This is a genomic window from Blastococcus carthaginiensis (assembly GCF_030731085.1).
Lineage (GTDB): Bacteria > Actinomycetota > Actinomycetes > Mycobacteriales > Geodermatophilaceae > Blastococcus > Blastococcus carthaginiensis.
In genome coordinates this window covers 428,386-444,767 of the sequence record NZ_JASNFN010000001.1, presented here as the reverse complement: position 1 = coordinate 444,767, position 16,382 = coordinate 428,386, and the positions used below count along the sequence as shown (strand labels likewise).

At 73.9% G+C, this 16,382-nt stretch carries 13 protein-coding genes; 1 reads left to right on the top strand and 12 read right to left on the bottom strand.

Features of this window, described 5'->3' with window-relative positions; all coding sequences use genetic code 11:
• Positions 1-36 precede the first annotated feature (36 nt).
• Complete coding sequence (locus tag QOZ88_RS02170; protein WP_305998182.1) at positions 37-720, top strand: pyridoxamine 5'-phosphate oxidase family protein; 684 nt, start codon at positions 37-39, stop codon at positions 718-720.
• On the opposite strand, the gene QOZ88_RS02165 is transcribed toward QOZ88_RS02170, so the two are convergent.
• From QOZ88_RS02165 to nuoE, 12 genes are all read right to left on the bottom strand, one after another.
• Positions 704-1,888 (bottom strand): PQQ-dependent sugar dehydrogenase, encoded by a 1,185-nt coding sequence (locus tag QOZ88_RS02165; RefSeq protein ID WP_305998181.1) that lies wholly within the window; start codon positions 1,886-1,888, stop codon positions 704-706. The genes QOZ88_RS02170 and QOZ88_RS02165 overlap by 17 nt on opposite strands.
• A gap of 22 nt (positions 1,889-1,910) precedes the next feature.
• Complete coding sequence (locus QOZ88_RS02160; protein WP_305998180.1) at positions 1,911-2,966, bottom strand: polyprenyl synthetase family protein; 1,056 nt, start codon at positions 2,964-2,966, stop codon at positions 1,911-1,913.
• The gene (gene nuoN / locus QOZ88_RS02155) at positions 2,966-4,504 is read right to left on the bottom strand and encodes an NADH-quinone oxidoreductase subunit NuoN (protein WP_305998179.1); all 1,539 of its coding nucleotides are present in this window, start codon (positions 4,502-4,504) and stop codon (positions 2,966-2,968) included. Before nuoN ends, QOZ88_RS02160 begins: the two co-directional genes overlap by 1 nt.
• The gene (locus QOZ88_RS02150) at positions 4,501-6,090 is read right to left on the bottom strand and encodes an NADH-quinone oxidoreductase subunit M (RefSeq protein WP_305998178.1); all 1,590 of its coding nucleotides are present in this window, start codon (positions 6,088-6,090) and stop codon (positions 4,501-4,503) included. The genes nuoN and QOZ88_RS02150 overlap by 4 nt, the downstream gene beginning before the upstream one ends.
• A gap of 52 nt (positions 6,091-6,142) precedes the next feature.
• A complete protein-coding gene (gene nuoL / locus QOZ88_RS02145) occupies positions 6,143-8,050 on the bottom strand; it encodes an NADH-quinone oxidoreductase subunit L (protein ID WP_305998177.1) in 1,908 nt (635 codons plus the stop codon).
• A gap of 19 nt (positions 8,051-8,069) precedes the next feature.
• The gene (gene nuoK / locus QOZ88_RS02140) at positions 8,070-8,369 is read right to left on the bottom strand and encodes an NADH-quinone oxidoreductase subunit NuoK (RefSeq protein ID WP_246982456.1); all 300 of its coding nucleotides are present in this window, start codon (positions 8,367-8,369) and stop codon (positions 8,070-8,072) included.
• 151 nt (positions 8,370-8,520) lie between these two features.
• Complete coding sequence (locus QOZ88_RS02135; protein ID WP_305998176.1) at positions 8,521-9,375, bottom strand: NADH-quinone oxidoreductase subunit J; 855 nt, start codon at positions 9,373-9,375, stop codon at positions 8,521-8,523.
• Positions 9,372-9,995: an NADH-quinone oxidoreductase subunit NuoI gene (gene nuoI, locus QOZ88_RS02130; protein WP_305998175.1), complete on the bottom strand. Its 624-nt coding sequence runs from the start codon at positions 9,993-9,995 to the stop codon at positions 9,372-9,374. Before nuoI ends, QOZ88_RS02135 begins: the two co-directional genes overlap by 4 nt.
• Positions 9,988-11,457 (bottom strand): NADH-quinone oxidoreductase subunit NuoH, encoded by a 1,470-nt coding sequence (gene nuoH, locus QOZ88_RS02125; protein ID WP_305998174.1) that lies wholly within the window; start codon positions 11,455-11,457, stop codon positions 9,988-9,990. Before nuoH ends, nuoI begins: the two co-directional genes overlap by 8 nt.
• On the bottom strand, positions 11,454-13,964 hold the full coding sequence (locus QOZ88_RS02120; RefSeq protein ID WP_305998173.1) for an NADH-quinone oxidoreductase subunit G: 2,511 nt from the start codon (positions 13,962-13,964) through the stop codon (positions 11,454-11,456). The genes nuoH and QOZ88_RS02120 overlap by 4 nt, the downstream gene beginning before the upstream one ends.
• The gene (gene nuoF / locus QOZ88_RS02115) at positions 13,961-15,289 is read right to left on the bottom strand and encodes an NADH-quinone oxidoreductase subunit NuoF (protein WP_305998172.1); all 1,329 of its coding nucleotides are present in this window, start codon (positions 15,287-15,289) and stop codon (positions 13,961-13,963) included. Before nuoF ends, QOZ88_RS02120 begins: the two co-directional genes overlap by 4 nt.
• Positions 15,290-15,292: 3 nt before the next feature.
• Positions 15,293-16,375 (bottom strand): NADH-quinone oxidoreductase subunit NuoE, encoded by a 1,083-nt coding sequence (gene nuoE, locus QOZ88_RS02110; protein WP_305998171.1) that lies wholly within the window; start codon positions 16,373-16,375, stop codon positions 15,293-15,295.
• Positions 16,376-16,382: the final 7 nt, after the last annotated feature.

Sequence of the window (16,382 nt, the reverse complement as noted above, 5' to 3'; positions counted from 1 at the left end):
TTCCGGCAGTCCACCCGCCGACGCAGGATCGACGCCGTGGACACCGCCGCCCCGCTCTCCCCCACCGCCCGCAGCACCGTGCGCCGGGGCGCGAAGCGCGCCCGCACCGACCGGGCCGACCTGCACGCCGTGCTGGACGCCGGGCTGATCGGCCACCTCGGCGTGCAGGTCGGGGACGCACCGGTGGTGCTGCCGACCGGCTACGGGCGGCACGACGACACCCTCTACCTGCACGGCTCGACGGGCGCGGCCACCCTGCGGGCGGCGACAGGGGCGCCGGTCTGCTTCACCGTCACCCACCTGGACGGCATCGTCTACGCGCGCTCGGCGTTCCACCACTCGGTGAACTACCGCTGCGCGGTCGTGCACGGTGCGGCCCGGTTGGTGACCGATCCCGACGAGCGGCTGCTCGGGCTGGAGGTGCTCACCGAGCACCTGGCGCCCGGATCGTGGGCGGCCACCCGCCGGCCCGACCGCAAGGAGCTCGCCGCCACCGCGGTGCTGGCCCTGGACCTCGCCGAGGCGAGCGTGAAGATCCGCACCGGCCCGCCGGGCGACGACGAGCGGGACGTCGAGGGTGCCGACGCCGCCGACCCGGTGTGGGCCGGCGTGCTGCCGGTGCGCGCGGTGCTGGGCGAGCCGGAGCCGTGCCCGCTGCTGCCACCGGGCGCCGCCGTGCCGCCGCGCGTGGCCGCCCGGGCGCTCAGCCCTGCGGGGTGACACGCAGCAGCTGGTCCCGGTCGTCGCCGTTGTCGGTGGTCACGTAGAGCGCGCCGTCGGTGCCCTGCTCGACGGTGCGGATCCGCCCGTAGGTGCCGTCGAGCTCGGGCAGCCGGAACTGCTCGACCAGCTGCCCCTGCTCGTCCAGGCGCAGCGCCAGGACGTGCTGCCCGCGCAGCGCGCCCAGCAGGAGGAGCCCGTCGTAGTCGCCCCACTGGTCGCCCTCGAGGAAGGTGCCGTCGCTGGGCGCGATCGGCGGGGCGCCCGAATCCCAGACCGCCGGTACCGCGCCCTCGATCTCCGGGTCGGTCATCGGCACGCTCTCGTCGTAGCCGCCGGCCCCCGGGTCCCAGCCGTAGTTGCCGCCCGGCTGCAGCAGGTTCACCTCGTCGTTGCGGTCGGGGCCGTGCTCGACGGAGTAGGTCTGGTCGGTGCCCGGCCGGACGGCCAGGCCCTGCACGTTGCGGTGCCCGTAGGTCCAGATCAGGTCCTCGGCGCCGTCGTCCGGGGCGACGAAGGGGTTGTCCGGCAGCGGCTCCCCGGTGGCCGGATCGGCGCGGAGGACCTTGCCGCCGAGGACGCCGAGGTCCTGGGGGTAGGTGCCGACGGCGTTGTCGCCGGTGCCCACCAGCAGCGCCCCGTCCGGCCCGAACTCCACCCGGCAGCCGCCGTGCCGCCCGGAGCCCTCGTTGACCGGGATGCCGCCGATCAGCGGGTCGTCGACCCGGGTGGCGGTGCTCCAGTCGTCCGCGACGGTCCAGGCGATCACCTCGATCGAGGCGCCGTCGCCGTCGGTCACGCCCTGGCACGTGTAGAACCGACGGTTCTCCGCGAAGGCAGGGTCCAGCACCAGGCCCATCAGCCCGGTCTCCCCGGTGGCGAACAGGTCACCGAGGTCGGCCTCCACCTCCTGGACCGTGCCGTCGGGGCGCACGGCGGTGAAGCCGCCCGCACGCTCGTCGAGGAGCAGCGTGCCGTCCTCGGCCTGCGCGACGTCCCAGGGGTGGTCGAAGCCCCCGGCGACGACCTCGACCTGCAACGACGGGGCGCCGGCGGGGGCCTCGGTCGTCGGCGGCGTGGCGACCGAGCCGGCGTCCTCGTCCGACCCGCCGCCGCAGGCGGTGAGCAGGAGGGTCAGCGCGAGCGGACCGGCGAGGGAGGAGCGCATGCCCCTCCGGTGCCCAGGCCTTCTAGCTGGTACGCGTGACCACGTAGTCGCACAGGGCCGAGAGGGCGTCGCGGACGTCACCCTGGGGTACCCCGTCCAGCCGGGCGCGCGCCCGGTCGGCGTACTCGCGCAGCACGACGGTGGCGCGCGCCAGCGAGCGGGAGGACCGCAGCAGCGCGAGGGCCTCGGCGTGCTGCGCGTCGTCGGTGACCGGGCCGGCCACCAGCTCGCGCAGCCGGGCCTCCTCGGGGTCGTCGCCGGCCAGGGTGAAGAGCACCGGCAGGGTGGCGATCCCCTCGCGGAGGTCGGTGCCGGGCGACTTCCCCGAGACGCCGTCGGTGCTGACGATGTCGATGAGGTCGTCGGAGATCTGGAAGGCGACGCCGACCTCCTCGCCGAACTCGGTCAGCGCCGCCACCAGCGCGGCATCGACGCCGGCGAAGGAGGCGCCGAAGCGGGCGGAGGTCGCGACGAGCGACCCCGTCTTGTCGGCGAGCACCTGCAGGTAGTGCGCGATCGCGTCGTCGCCCGGCTGGGCGCCGACGGTCTCCTTGATCTGCCCGGTGACCAGCCGCTCGAAGGTCCGCGCCTGGATGCGCACGGCCTCGGGGCCGAGGTCGGCCAGGATGTCGGAGGCGCGGGCGAAGAGCAGGTCGCCGGTGAGGATGGCGATGCTGTTGCTCCACCGGCTGTTGGCGCTGGGCGCCCCCCGGCGCACGGCGGCCTCGTCCATCACGTCGTCGTGGTACAGGGTGGCCAGGTGGGTGAGCTCGCAGACCACGGCGCCCTGCGTCACCTGCGGCGCGGCGGGATCGCCCAGCTGGGCGGCCAGGAGCGCCAGCATCGGCCGGAACCGCTTGCCACCGGCGGCCATGAGGTGACCGGCGGCCTCCCGCACGAACGGGTGCTCGCTGCCCACCGCGACCGCCAGCTCGGCCTCCACGCGGGCCAGCCCGTCCGCCAGCGCCTCCCCGAGGTCGCCCTCGGGGAGCCAGGGGCCGATGGTCGACGCCGGGGTGGAGATCCGGTGCCAGACCTCGGGGGGAGTGCCGTCGACTGCGGCACGGGCTCCGGTCATCAACCGACGAAGATAGCCGCCCGCTCGGCGAGGTCGAGCACCGCCCCGGGGAGAACGCCGAGGGCGACGGTCGCCGTCGCCGTCACCGCGAGCACCAGGGTGGTGGGCACGCCGGGCACGCCCACCGTCGGGCCGTCGGCGACCGGCTCGGAGAAGTACATGAGCACGACCACCCGGAGGTAGAAGAAGGCGGCCACCGCGCTGGCCAGCAGCGCGACGACGGCCAGCGGCCAGGCGCCCTGCTCGATCGCCGCGCGGAAGACGGCGAACTTGCCGGTGAAGCCCGCGGTGAGCGGGATCCCGGCCAGCGCCAGAAGGAACAGCGTCATGACCGCCGCGGTGATCGGCGAGCGCGCGCCGAGCCCCGCCCACTGCGACAGGTGGCTCGCCTCCCCGTCGCCGTCGCGCACCAGGGTGAGGACGGCGAAGGCGCCGAGCGTGGTGATCCCGTAGGCGAGCAGGTAGAACATCGTCGCCGGGAGCCCCGAGCCCGTCCCGGCCGCCCCGAGGCCGATGACCCCGGTGAGCAGGAAACCGGCGTGGGCCACCGACGAGTAGGCGAGCATCCGCTTGAGGTCGGTCTGGGTGAGGCCGAGGACCGCGCCCACGACCATGGAGACGATCGCCGCGGCGTAGACCAGCGGCCGCCAGGTCCACTCCGCGGTGCCGAAGGCGACGTAGAGCAGCCGGAGGATCGCGCCGAAGGCCGCGACCTTGGTGCAGGCGGCCATGAACGCGGTGACCGCGGTCGGGGCGCCCTGGTAGACGTCCGGCGTCCAGGTGTGGAACGGCGCGACGCTCGCCTTGAAGAGCAGCCCGACGACGAGCAGCGCGAGCCCGAGGACCAGCAGCGCTCCCCCGCCGTCGGTGCCCACCGCCTCGCGGACCTCGCTCAGGCGGACGCTCCCGGCGGCCCCGTAGACCAGGGCCAGGCCGTAGAGGAAGAACGCCGAGGCGAAGGCGCCCAGCAGGAAGTACTTGACCGCCGCCTCCTGGGACAGCAGCCGGCGCCGGCGCGCCAGGCCGCTGATCAGGTACAGCGGGAGGCTCAGCACCTCCAGCGCCACGAACATGACCAGCAGGTCGTTGGACGCGACGAACAGCATCATGCCGCCGATCGCGAACGTGGCCAGCGGGTAGACCTCGGTCTGGACCTGCGGCACGGTGGCCAGTTCCCGGTCGCGCGGGCTGCCGGCGGGGACGGCGGCGCTCACCACGAACGCCGAGCGCGCCGGGTCCAGCGCGCGCTCCGCGAACAGCAGCACCGACAGCGCGCCCAGACCGGCGATCGTGGCCTGCAGGAAGAGCGCCGGGCCGTCGACGGCGAGGGCCCCGACGGCGGTCACCTCCCGGGTGCCCGCGAGCAGCACCGTCGCGGCCAGCGCCCCGAGGGTGCCCACCAGCGCGAGGCCCACCTGGACGGGGTGCCGGAGCGCCCGCGGCACGAAGGCCTCGACCAGGATCCCGGCGCAGGCCGCGCCGAACACCAGCAGCAGGGGGGCCAACGCCCCCCAGGAGATGTCGGGTGCCTCGATCATCGGTCGGTCCCTCCGGAGGCGCCCATGTCGTCGAGGGTGGCGACGACGGCCGGTTCGATCAGGTCGATCAGCGGCTGCGGGTAGACGCCGAGCACGAGGATCAGCGCCACCAGCGGCGCGACGACGGCCAGCTCGCGCCGGCCGAGGTCGGCCACGCGCAGCGTGCGGCGCGGGGTGGTGAGCGTGGCGGTCGCCGTCGCGCCGCCGCCTTCCGGCAGCCGTTCGGCCGGGTCCTCCTGCAGCAGCACCCCGCGGGCCGGCCCGTGCATGGTGCGCTGGTACATGAGCAGCACGTAGAGGGCGGCGAGGATGATGCCGAGCGTCGCCAGCACCGTGAACACCGGCCGCTCGGGGAACGAGCCGATGAGCACGAGGAACTCGCTGACGAAGCTGCCGGTGCCCGGCAGCGCCAGCGAGGCGAGGCCCGCCACCAGGAAGGCACCGGCCAGCAGCGGCGCCTTCGCCGCCACCCCGCCGTAGTCGGCGATCCGGCGGGAGCCGCCGCGGGCGATCAGCATGCCGACCACCAGGAACAGCAGGCCGGTCGCCAGCCCGTGGTTGACCATGTAGAGCACCGCGCCGGTGCCGGCCTCGATGGTGAAGGCGAAGATGCCCAGCGCGATGAAGCCGAAGTGCGAGATCGAGGTGTAGGAGACCAGCCGCTTCATGTCGCTCTGCCCCATGGCCAGCAGCGCCGCGTACAGGATGCCGACCACCGCCAGCACCAGCACGAACGGGGCGTAGAACCGGGAGGCGTCGGGGAACAGCGGCAGGCAGTAGCGGATGAAGCCGAAGGTGCCCACCTTGTCCAGGACGCCGACGAGCAGCACCGCACCGCCGACCGGGGCCTCGGCACCGGAGTCGGGCAGCCAGGTGTGGAAGGGCACCAGCGGCGCCTTGATCGCGAAGGCGATGAAGAAGCCGAGGAACAGCAGCCGCTGGACGTCGGGGTCGATGTCGATCCGCGTCAGCGTGTCGAAGGCGAAGGTGCCCTCGCCGAGCACGGCGGCGCTCACCACGTAGAGGCCGATGACCGAGGCCAGCATCACCAGCCCGCCGACCAGGCTGTAGACGAAGAACTTGACCGCCGCATACTGCCGGCGCGGCCCGCCGAAGCTGCCGATCAGGAAGTACATCGGGACCAGCATCGCCTCGAAGAAGACGTAGAACAGCAGCACGTCGGTGGCGACGAAGACGCCCACCATCATCGCCTCGAGCAGCAGCAGCCAGGCGAAGAAGACCCGCACCGGGCGGGGCCCGGCGTCGGCCTCGTGCCAGGAGGCCGCCACCACCAGCGGGACCAGGACGCCGACGAGCAGCACCATCACCAGCGCGATGCCGTCGACGCCGAGCGCGAAGTCGGAGCCGAAGTCGGGGATCCAGGGCACCGAGGTGGTGAGCTGGAACCGCGGCCCGCCCGCGTCGAAGGCGAGCGTCGTCAGCACGGCCAGCAGCAGCACCGCCAGGCCGACCCCGAGGGCCACCTGCTTGGCCAGCAGGGCCCGCTCCCGGGGCAGGGCCGCGACCACCGCGGCACCGACGGCCGGCACGGCGATCATCGCCAGCAGCCAGGGGAAGTCGCTCACCGCAGCACGTCCTCTCCGAAGTACCCGTCGGCGCTCCCGACCACCTGCACGCTCATCCCGCCGTCACCGCCAGCAGGGCCCCCGCGACGACCACCGCGCCGCCGAGCATGCCCAGGGCGTAGGTGCGCACGAAGCCGGTCTGGGCCCGGCCCAGCCGCGACGACGACCCGCCCAGCCCCGCGGCCAGGCCGTTGACCGCGCCGTCGACGCCGCGGTTGTCCACCCACACCAGCGCGCGGGTGAGCCACTGCCCCGGCCGCATGAACAGCGACTCGTTCACCGCGTCCGCGTAGAGCGCATGGCGAGCGGCCCGGGTGACCGGCGAGACCCGGACCGGCGCGGCGACCGGCACCTCGCGGCGACCGACGAACAGCCAGGCGGCGAGCACCCCCAGCAGCATCACGAGGGTCACGACCAGGCCGATCACGGCCGGGGCCACCACGTGCTCGGCCTCCGCCGGCTCACCGAACACCGGCTCCAGCCAGCCCGACAGCGGGAAGACCGACACCAGCAGGGCGCCGGACGCGACGGACCCGACGGCCAGCACCACCATCGGCGCGGTCATCACCGTCGGCGCCTCGTGGGGATGGACCCCCTCCTCCCACCGCGCCCGACCGAAGAAGGTCATGAGCATCAGCCGGGTCATGTAGAAGGCGGTCAGCCCGGCACCGAGCACCGCGACGCCGCCGAGCACCCAGCCCCAGACGTCGTCGCGGTCCAGCGCCGCCTCGATGATCGCGTCCTTGGTGAAGTAGCCGGACAGGAACGGGAAGCCGATCAGCGCCAGGTAGCCCAGGCCGAAGGTCGCGAAGGTGATCGGCAGCTTGTTCCACAGCGCCCCGAAGCGGCGCATGTCGACCTGGTCGTGCATCGCGTGCATGACCGAGCCCGCCCCCAGGAAGAGCCCGGCCTTGAAGAAACCGTGCGCGAGCAGATGGGCCAGCCCGGCGACGTAGCCGGCCGGGCCCAGCCCGACGGCCAGGAACATGTAGCCGATCTGGCTGACCGTCGAGTACGCCAGCACCTTCTTGATGTCGTCGTAGGCGCAACCGGCGATCGCCCCGATCAGCAGGGTCAGCGCACCGACCGCCAGCACCACCGCCCGTGCGGTCGGCGTCAGGTCGTAGATCGGCGCCGAGCGGGCGATGAGGTAGACGCCCGCGGTGACCATGGTCGCCGCGTGGATGAGCGCCGAGACCGGCGTGGGGCCCTCCATGGCGTCGGGCAGCCACGCCTGCAGCGGGAACTGGCCCGACTTGCCGCACGCGCCCAGCAGCAGGAGCAGCCCGATCGCGGTGATCGTCCCGCCGGCCAGGGTGCCCACCGAGCCGAAGACGCCGGCGTAGGACGTCGTCCCCAGCTGGGCGAACATCACGAAGATCGCCAGGGCCAGGCCGACGTCGCCGACCCGGTTCATGATGAACGCCTTCTTGGCCGCGGTCGCCGCGCCCGGGCGGGTGTACCAGAAGGCGATCAGCAGGTAGGATGCCAGGCCAACGCCCTCCCACCCGACGTAGAGCGCCACGAAGCTGTTGCCGAGGACCAGCAGCAGCATCGCCGCGACGAAGAGGTTCAGGTAGGCGAAGAACCGGCGGCGCCCGGGGTCGTGCGCCATGTAGCCGATCGAGTAGACGTGGATCAGCGAACCGACCCCGGTGATCAGCAGGACGAAGACCGCCGACAGCGGGTCGAAGAGCAGCCCGGCGGTGACGTCCAGCTCGCCGGTGGCGATGAAGGTGAACAGCTCGACGTCGGCCGGCGTCCCGTCCTGGCCGGCCAGCTGCACCGTGCACAGGACCGCCAGCACGAAGGCGGCGCCGACCGTCGCCGTCCCCAGCAGGTGGCCCCACCGGTCGGTGCGGCGGCCGCCCAGCAGCAGCACCGCGGCGCCGGCCAGCGGCAGCGCGATCAGCAACCACGACCAGCCGAGCAGCCCGTCCGCGGGCAGCGTCTCAGACACAGGTGTCCCCGTCTCGCCGTCAGTACTTCAGCAGGTTGGCGTCGTCGATCGAGGCGGACCTGCGGGTCCGGTAGATCGACATGATGATCGCGAGACCGACGACCACCTCGGCGGCGGCGACGACCATGACGAAGAGCGCGATGATCTGCCCGTCGACGGTGCCGGTCGAGCGGGCGAAGGTGATCAGCGTCAGGTTGACGGCGTTGAGCATCAGCTCCACGCACATGAACACCACGATCGCGTTGCGCCGCACCAGGACGCCGACGGCCCCGATGGTGAAGAGGATCGCCGCGAGCACCAGGTAGTACGAGAGGGTCATGACAGCTCCTCGCCAGGGCTCGTCGCCGCCATGACCTGGGGTGCTGCGCTCCTGGGTTCGCTCGCGAGCTCGCTCACGCGGCCTCCTCGCTGGCGCTCGTCGGCCCCGCTCGCGGACGCTGCTCTGCTCATGGGTGAGCTCGCACGCTCGCTCACCTGTGCTCCTCCCCCGCGCGGCCGCCGGGAGTGTCGCTCAGCGTCGGGTCGAGCGAGCCCAGCGCGGCGTCCGGCGAGCCGAGCTGCTGCCGGCCGGTGCCCCGGGGCAGCTGCTCGACCTGCTGCGGCTCGATGCCAGTGGCGAAGCTGTCCTCCGCGATGCCGCCGTCGGGCAGCCGCCCGGGGGCGGCGACCGAGGTGGCGCGGGCGTAGACGCCGGGGCCGGGCAGCGTCTGCGGCCGGTCGGTGAGGAACCGCGCCCGCGACAGCTCCTTCTGGCCCTTGCGGCTGCCGGGTGCGCGCTCGGCCTGGGTGAAGACCAGCGCGCCGACGGCGGCGACGATCAGCAGCGCCCCGGTGACCTCGAAGGCCAGCAGGTAGCGGGTGTAGAGCAGCGCGGCGATCGCCTCGACGTTGCCGGCCGCCGGCCCGCCGGGCCCGGCCTGCACCCCCTCGAGCCCCACCACGGGCAGGTCCTGGGTCGCCCGGGCGATGCCGGCGCCGACGAGCGCGGCGAACCCGATGCCCAGCAGCGTCGCCGCCACCCGCTGCCCGCGGAGGGTCTCGACCACGGAGTCCGAGGAGTCTCGGCCGACCAGCATGAGCACGAAGAGGAACAGGATCATGATCGCGCCGGTGTAGACGATGATCTGCACGGCGCCGAGGAAGGGCGCGGACTGGACGACGTAGAAGACGCCCAGCGACAGCATCGTCAGCACCAGCCACAGCGCCGAGTGGACGGCGTTGCGGCTGAGCACCATGCCCAGGGCGCCGGCCAGGGAGAGCGGGCCGAGGATCCAGAAGACGACGGCCTCGCCGGTGCCGACGACGAGGGTGGCGTCCGGCGTCACGACCGCACCTCCGGTTCGCGCAGGTAGTAGTCCTTCTCGTCGTCGCCGAGGCGCATCGGATGCGGAGGCTGCTCCATGCCCGGCAGGAGCGGGGCCATGAGCTGCTCCTTGGTGTAGATCAGGTCGCGCCGGTTGTCGTCGGCCAGCTCGAAGTCGTTGCTCATCGTCAGCGAGCGGGTGGGGCAGGCCTCGATGCACAGCCCGCAGAAGATGCAGCGCAGGTAGTTGATCTGGTAGACCGCGCCGTACCGCTCACCCGGCGAGAAGCGGGCGTCCTCGGTGTTGTCGCCGCCCTCGACGTAGATGGCGTCCGCGGGGCACGCCCACGCGCACAGCTCGCAGCCGACGCACTTCTCCAGCCCGTCGGGGTGCCGGTTGAGCACGTGCCGCCCGTGGTAGCGCGGCTTGGTCACCTTGGGCTCGAAGGGGTACTGCTCGGTGGTCACGGTGCGGAACATCTGCGCGAAGGTGACGCCGAAGCCCTGGGCGGGCGCCGGCACCAGCCGGTCGCGCAGGGCGGGGCGCGCGGCGGGGCGTGCGGCCGTCGCCCCCTGCGGGCGCTCGACCTCGGCGCTCCCGCGCACGGCCGGGTCCCGGTCGCCGCTGCGGCTCTCACTCATCGCCGTCCTCCTGGGAAGTGGTCGGGGTCGTTCGCCGTCCGGTGCCGACGACCGTGCCGTCGGTGGCGACCGGCTCGCGGCGCAGCCGCGGGGAGGGCGGCACCACGAGGTCCATCGGCGGGACGGGGAAGCCGCCCCCCGACCGGCTCGGTGCGCCGGCCGGGCGCCGCCCCCCGTCGGCCGGCGGCAGCACCTCGGGCTCGGGGTCGGCGGCGTGCACGCCCCCGGCCGCGGCCTCCTCGGCCATGACCCGGGTGTCCCTGTTGGCCGTCCGGCTCGCCACCGCCAGGCCGAGCAGCACCAGCACCGCGACGGGGACGCCGACGAACAGGGCCACCTGGCCGGTGGAGAGGTCGGCCTCGCGGGACACGGTCCGCATCGTGGCGACGACGAGGATCCACACCAGCGCGACCGGGACCAGCACCTTCCAGCCGAAGCGCATGAACTGGTCGTAGCGCAGCCGGGGCAGGGTGCCGCGCAGCCAGATGAAGACGAACAGCGCGGCGACGACCTTGAGGAAGAACCACAGCAGCGGCCACCAGCCGCTGTTCGCGCCGTCCCAGATCGAGAGCGGCCAGGGCGCCCGCCAACCCCCGAGGAAGAGGGTGGCGGCCAGCGCCGAGACGGTGACCATGTTGATGTACTCGGCGAGGAAGAACAGCGCGAACTTCAGCGACGAGTACTCGGTGTGGAAGCCACCGACGAGCTCGCTCTCCGCCTCGGGGAGGTCGAAGGGCGCGCGGTTGGTCTCGCCGACGACGGCGATGACGTAGATGACGAAGGAGACCGGCAGCAGCACGACGTACCAGCTGGGGCCGGTGAACTCGAGCCCGAAGAAGGAGACCTCGTTGCCGTCGGCCTGGGCCGCGACGATCTCCGACGTCGACATCGACCCGGCGTACAGGAAGACCGCCACGATGGAGAGCCCCATCGCGATCTCGTAGCTGATCATCTGGGCCGCGCTGCGCATGCTGCCCAGCAGCGGGTAGGTCGAGCCCGAGGCCCAGCCGCCGAGGACGATGCCGTAGATGCCCATGGCCGACATGGCCAGGATGATCAGCACCCCGATCGGGGCGTCGGTCAGCTGCAGCGGCGTCTGCTCGCCGAAGATGCTGACGACCGGCCCCATCGGGATGACCGAGAAGGCGACGAACGCCGGGATGGTCGCGATCACCGGGGCCAGGAAGTAGACCGGCTTGTCCGCCAGCGCCGGCATGATGTCTTCCTTGAACGCCAGCTTCAGCCCGTCGGCGAGGCTCTGCAGCGAGCCGCGCGGCCCGACGCGGTTGGGGCCGGTCCGCTGCTGCATGCGGGCGACGACCTTGCGCTCGAGGACGATGGCGAACAGCGTCATCAGCACCAGGACGGCGAAGACGCCGACCACCTTGATCAGCACGATCCACCAGACGTCCTGGCCGAAGTCGGCCAGCGTCGGCTGCTCGGGCGAGGCCCACGGAGTCATCGCACGTCCCCCAGCGGGTGCGTCGTGGCGCCGGTCGGCACCGGGGCGGCCGACAGCCGGACGACGCCGCCGGGCCCGGTGCCCAGCGCCGTCCGCACCTCGCTGCCGGGTGAGCGCATCGGCAGCCACACCACCTGCTCGGGCATCGCGGTGACCGCCACCGGGAGGCTCACCGAGCCGGTCGCCCCGCTGACGGTCAGCCGGTCGCCGTCGGTGAGGCCCAGGCGGGCGGCGGTGGCGGCGCCGATGCGGGCCACCGGGGGCCGGGCGGTGCCGGCGAGCTCGGGCTCGTCGCGCTGCAGCGTGCCGACGTCGAGCAACTGGCGCCAGGAGGCGAGCACCGCCTCGTCCTCGCGCAGCGCCGGGGCGTCCGGCGGTGCGATGTCGGGCAGCGGTCCGCCGGCGGCCGGGCGGCGGGCACCCAGCGCCGCGAGCGCGGCCCGCGCGACCTCCGGCGCGGGGAGTCGCAGGTCCACGTCCATCGCCTCCGCGAGGCCGTGCAGCACCCGGCCGTCACCCAGCCGCCCCGTGCCGTGCAGCGTGGCGTCGAAGGAGCGCAGCCGGCCCTCCCAGTCCAGGTAGCTCCCGGCCTTCTCCGATGCCGACGCCACCGGCAGGACGACGTCGGCGCGCTCGGTCACCTCCGTCGGGAACATCTCCAGGCTCACGACGAACGCCGCCGCGTCCAGCGCCGCCAGCGCGAGCGCCGGGTCGGGCAGGTCCGCGGGGTCGACGCCGCCGACGAGCAGGCCGGGCAGCCGGCCGGCGCAGGCGGCGGTGAGGATGCCGGTGACGTCGCGGCCGGGCGCGTCGGGCACGGCGGCGGGGTCCACGCCCCACACCGCGGCCACCTCGGCGCGGGCGGCGGGGTCGTCGACGGCGCGGCCGCCGGGCAGCAGCGTGGGCAGGGCGCCGGCCTCCACCGCACCCCGCTCCCCGGCCCGGCGGGGGACCCAGGCCACGCGGGCGCCGGTCACGCGGGCCAGCGCCAGCAGCGCGGTGAGCGCGCCCGGCGCCTCGGCCAGCCGCTCACCGGCGAGCAGCACCGCCCCCGGCTGCCGCAGGGCCTCGACCGCGGGTCCGCCCCAGCTGCCCTCGGCGAGCGCGTGCAGCGACCGGGCCTCCGCGCCCGGCACCGTCGTGAGCACCGTGGCCTGCAGCTTCGCGGTCGCCCGGGTGGCGAAGGGCGCCAGGTCGAAGACGGCGAGCCCGCCGGTGCGCACCGCCCGGCGGAGGCGGAGGAAGAGGATCGGCGACTCCTCCTCGGGCTCCAGCCCGGCCAGCAGCACCGCCGGGGCCGAGCCCACGTCGTCGTAGGTCACCGCACCGGTCGCGGGGCCGGTGCCGGCCACCGTCGCGCCGAGGAAGGCCAGCTCCTCGGCCGAGTGGGCGCGGGCCCGGGCGTCGACGTCGTTGGTGCCCAGCGCGACCCGGGCGAAGGTGGCCCAGGCGTAGGCGTCCTCGAACGTGAGCCGGCCGCCGGGCAGCACGCCGACGCCGCCCTCGGCACGGGCGCGGCGCAGGCCGTCGGCCGCCGCCGCCCAGGCCTCGGGCCAGGACGCGGGCTCCAGCCGGCCGTCCCGCCGCACCAGCGGGGTGGTCAGCCGCTCGTTGGCGGTGGCGTAGCGGAAGGCGTAGCGCCCCTTGTCGCAGGTCCACTCCTCGTTGACCGCGGGATCGTCCCCGGCCAGCCGGCGGGTGACCTTGCCGCGCCGGTAGTCGGCGCGCATGGCGCAGCCCGAGGCGCAGTGCTCGCAGACGCTGGGCTCGCTGCGCAGGTCGAACGGGCGGGCGCGGAACCGGTACTGCGCGCTGGTGAGCGCGCCGACCGGGCAGATCTGGGTGGTGTTGCCGGAGAAGTAGGACTCGAACGGCTCGTCCTCGTAGATCGCGACCTGCTCCAGGGCGCCCCGCTCGAAGAGCTCGATGAACGGGTCACCGGCCACCTGCTGGGAGAACCGGGTGCAGCGGGCGCAGAGCACGCAGCGCTCGCGGTCGAGCAGGATCTCGCTGCTGATGGGCAGCGGCTTGGGGTAGGTGCGCTTCTCCCCCTCGAACCGGCTCTCGGCCCGGCCGTTGCTCATCGCCTGGTTCTGCAGGGGGCACTCGCCGCCCTTGTCGCAGACCGGGCAGTCCAGCGGGTGGTTGATCAGCAGCAGCTCCATGGTGCCCTGCTGCGCCTTGTCGGCGACCGGGCTGGAGAGCTGGGTCTTCACGACCATGCCCTCGGTGACCGGCATGGTGCAGGAGGCGGCGGGCTTGCGCTGCCCCTCCACCTCGACCAGGCACTGCCGGCAGGCCCCGACGGGCTCGAGCAGCGGGTGGTCGCAGAACCGCGGGATCTGCACGCCGATCATCTCGGCGGCCCGGATGATCAGCGTCCCCTTCGGCACGGCGACGTCGAAGCCGTCGATCGTGCAGCGGACGGCGTCCTCGGGGGTGTGCGGGCCGGGCGCCCCGGGTGGGACGGCCGGCGCGGGGTCGGGGCTGGTGGGGGTGAGTGTCACGAGGCGGCTCCCACCGGCTCGAGGCGGAGCGACCGGCCCAGGCGGGCCTGCTCCTCGGCGGGCAGCAGGGCGACGTAGTCGTCCCGGAAGTACTGCAGCGAGCTGGAGATGCAGCTGGTGGCGCCGTCCCCCAGGGCGCAGAACGAGCGGCCGAGGATGTTGTCGCAGGTGTCGGTCAGCAGGTCCAGGTCGGCGGCGGTGCCCTGCCCGTCGACCAGCCGCTGGAGCACCTGGACCAGCCAGTAGGTGCCCTCGCGGCAGGGGGTGCACTTGCCGCAGCTCTCGTGCGCGTAGAACTGGGTGAACCGCAAGGTGGCCTCGACGATCGAGTCGGTCTCGTCGAACACCATGAGCGCGGTGGTGCCGAGCATCGAGCCCGCGGCGGCGACCGAGTCGAAGTCCAGCGGCACGTCGAGGTGCTCGGCGGTGAAGTACGGCGTCGACGAGCCGCCCGGCGTCCAGAACTTGAGCTCGTGGCCGGGACGGACGCCGCCGGCCATCTCCAGCAGCTCGCGCATCGTCGTGCCCATGGGGGCCTCGTACTGGCCCGGCCGCACCACCCGGCCCGACAGCGAGTAGATCTTCGGCCCGGGCGACTTCTCCGGCCCGAACGCCTTGAACCACGCAGGCCCGCCGCGGACGACGAACGGCACGCTGGCCAGCGTCTCGACGTTGTTGATCACCGTCGGGGCGCCGTAGAGGCCGGCGACGGCGGGGAACGGCGGCTTGAGCCGGGGCTGACCGCGGTAGCCCTCCAGGGAGTCCAGCAGCGCCGTCTCCTCGCCGCAGATGTAGGCGCCGGCGCCCGCGTGCACGACCAGCTCGAGGTCGTAGCCGGAGCCGAGGATGTCGGTGCCGAGGTAGCCGGCGGCGTAGGCCTCCCCCACGGCGTTGAGCAGCCGCCGGTGGGCGTGCACGGCCTCGCCGCGCACGTAGATGACGGCGAACTGCGAGCGGATCGCGTAGGCAGAGATGATCACGCCCTCGATGAGGGAGTGCGGGTCGGCCATCATCAACGGGAGGTCCTTGCAGGTGCCAGGCTCCCCCTCGTCGGCGTTCACCACCAGGTACTTGGGCATGGCCGCCGGGCCGGTGGGCTCCTCTCCCGGCTTGGGCTGCGGGATGAAGCTCCACTTCATTCCGGTCGGGAAGCCGGCGCCGCCGCGGCCGCGCAGACCGGAGTCCTTGACCATGGCGACCAGCTCGTCGGGCGCCGTCGACAGCGCCGTGCGCAGGGCCGAGTAGCCGTCGAGCCGCTCGTAGGTCGACAGCCGCCACGAGTTCTCGGCGCCCCAGCGGGCGGTGAGGACAGGGGTGAGGGGCATGGCTCAGCGCCTCCGCTTCGGTGCTCGGCCCTGGATGGTGCGGGAGGGCCCGTCGGACCCCTCGCCGGCCGGGGGCGGGACATCGGGGCTCTGGTCGCCGGTGCCCGGCTCCGCGCCCGCCGGCGTCTCGGTGCCGTCGTCCTGGTCGGCCAGCGCCCGGCCCGACGGCTCGGGTGCGTCGGGGTGCGAGCCGGCGGCGCCGGCCTCCTCCGCCGGGTTGTCCGCGGCGGCGACGCGGGCGTCCGCGGCCTCCTGCGCGGGGGTCTCGCCGGTGGTCCCGGACGGGCGCACGGTCTCCCGGGGCTCCCCCGTGTCCGCCGGCTCGGGCTCCGGACCCTGCATCGGGGGCGCCGACTCGCCCCGCTCCTCGGCCAGGCGCAGCCCGCGCAGAGTCGGCCCGTAGTCGCCGGGCGCGTCGACGGCGGCGGCCGCGGCGGCCTCGTCGGCGTGCTGGGAGAACCCGGCCAGCTGGCGGGAGACGCCGCGGAAGTCGGTGAGCGGGGCGCCGCGGGTGGGCAGCGGCTTCTCGCCCCGGCGCAGGGCCGCGACCAGCTCGCGGGCGCTCTCGACGTCCTGCTGGTCGTAGAACTCGTAGTCGACGGTGACCACCGGCGCGTAGTCGCAGGCGGCGAGGCACTCGGCGTGCTCGAGGGTGATCGAGCCGTCGACGGCGGTCTCGTCGTGGTGCACGCCGAGGTCGGCGGAGAGCGCGTCCATGATCCGCTGCCCGCCCAGGACGGCGCACAACGTGTTCGTGCAGACGCTGACCAGGTGGCGGCCGGTCGGGCGGCGCTTGTACATCGTGTAGAAGGTCGCGACCGCGCCGACCTCGGCCTTGGTCAGCCCGAGCTCCTCGGCGCACAGCGCGACGCCCTCGGGGGTCACGTAGCCCTGGTAGCTCTGCACCAGGTGCAGCATCGGCAGCAGCGCCGACCGGGCCACCGGGTAGCGGGCGATGATGTCCCGCGCCTCGAGGCGGGCCCGCTCGGGCAGCGGCGGCACCTCGGCCAGGGAGCCGACGTCGACCGGGCTGGAGTCCAGCCCGGTCACCGCCGTCCCCTCGGGGCTGCCTGGCAGTGCGCTCACGTCATCT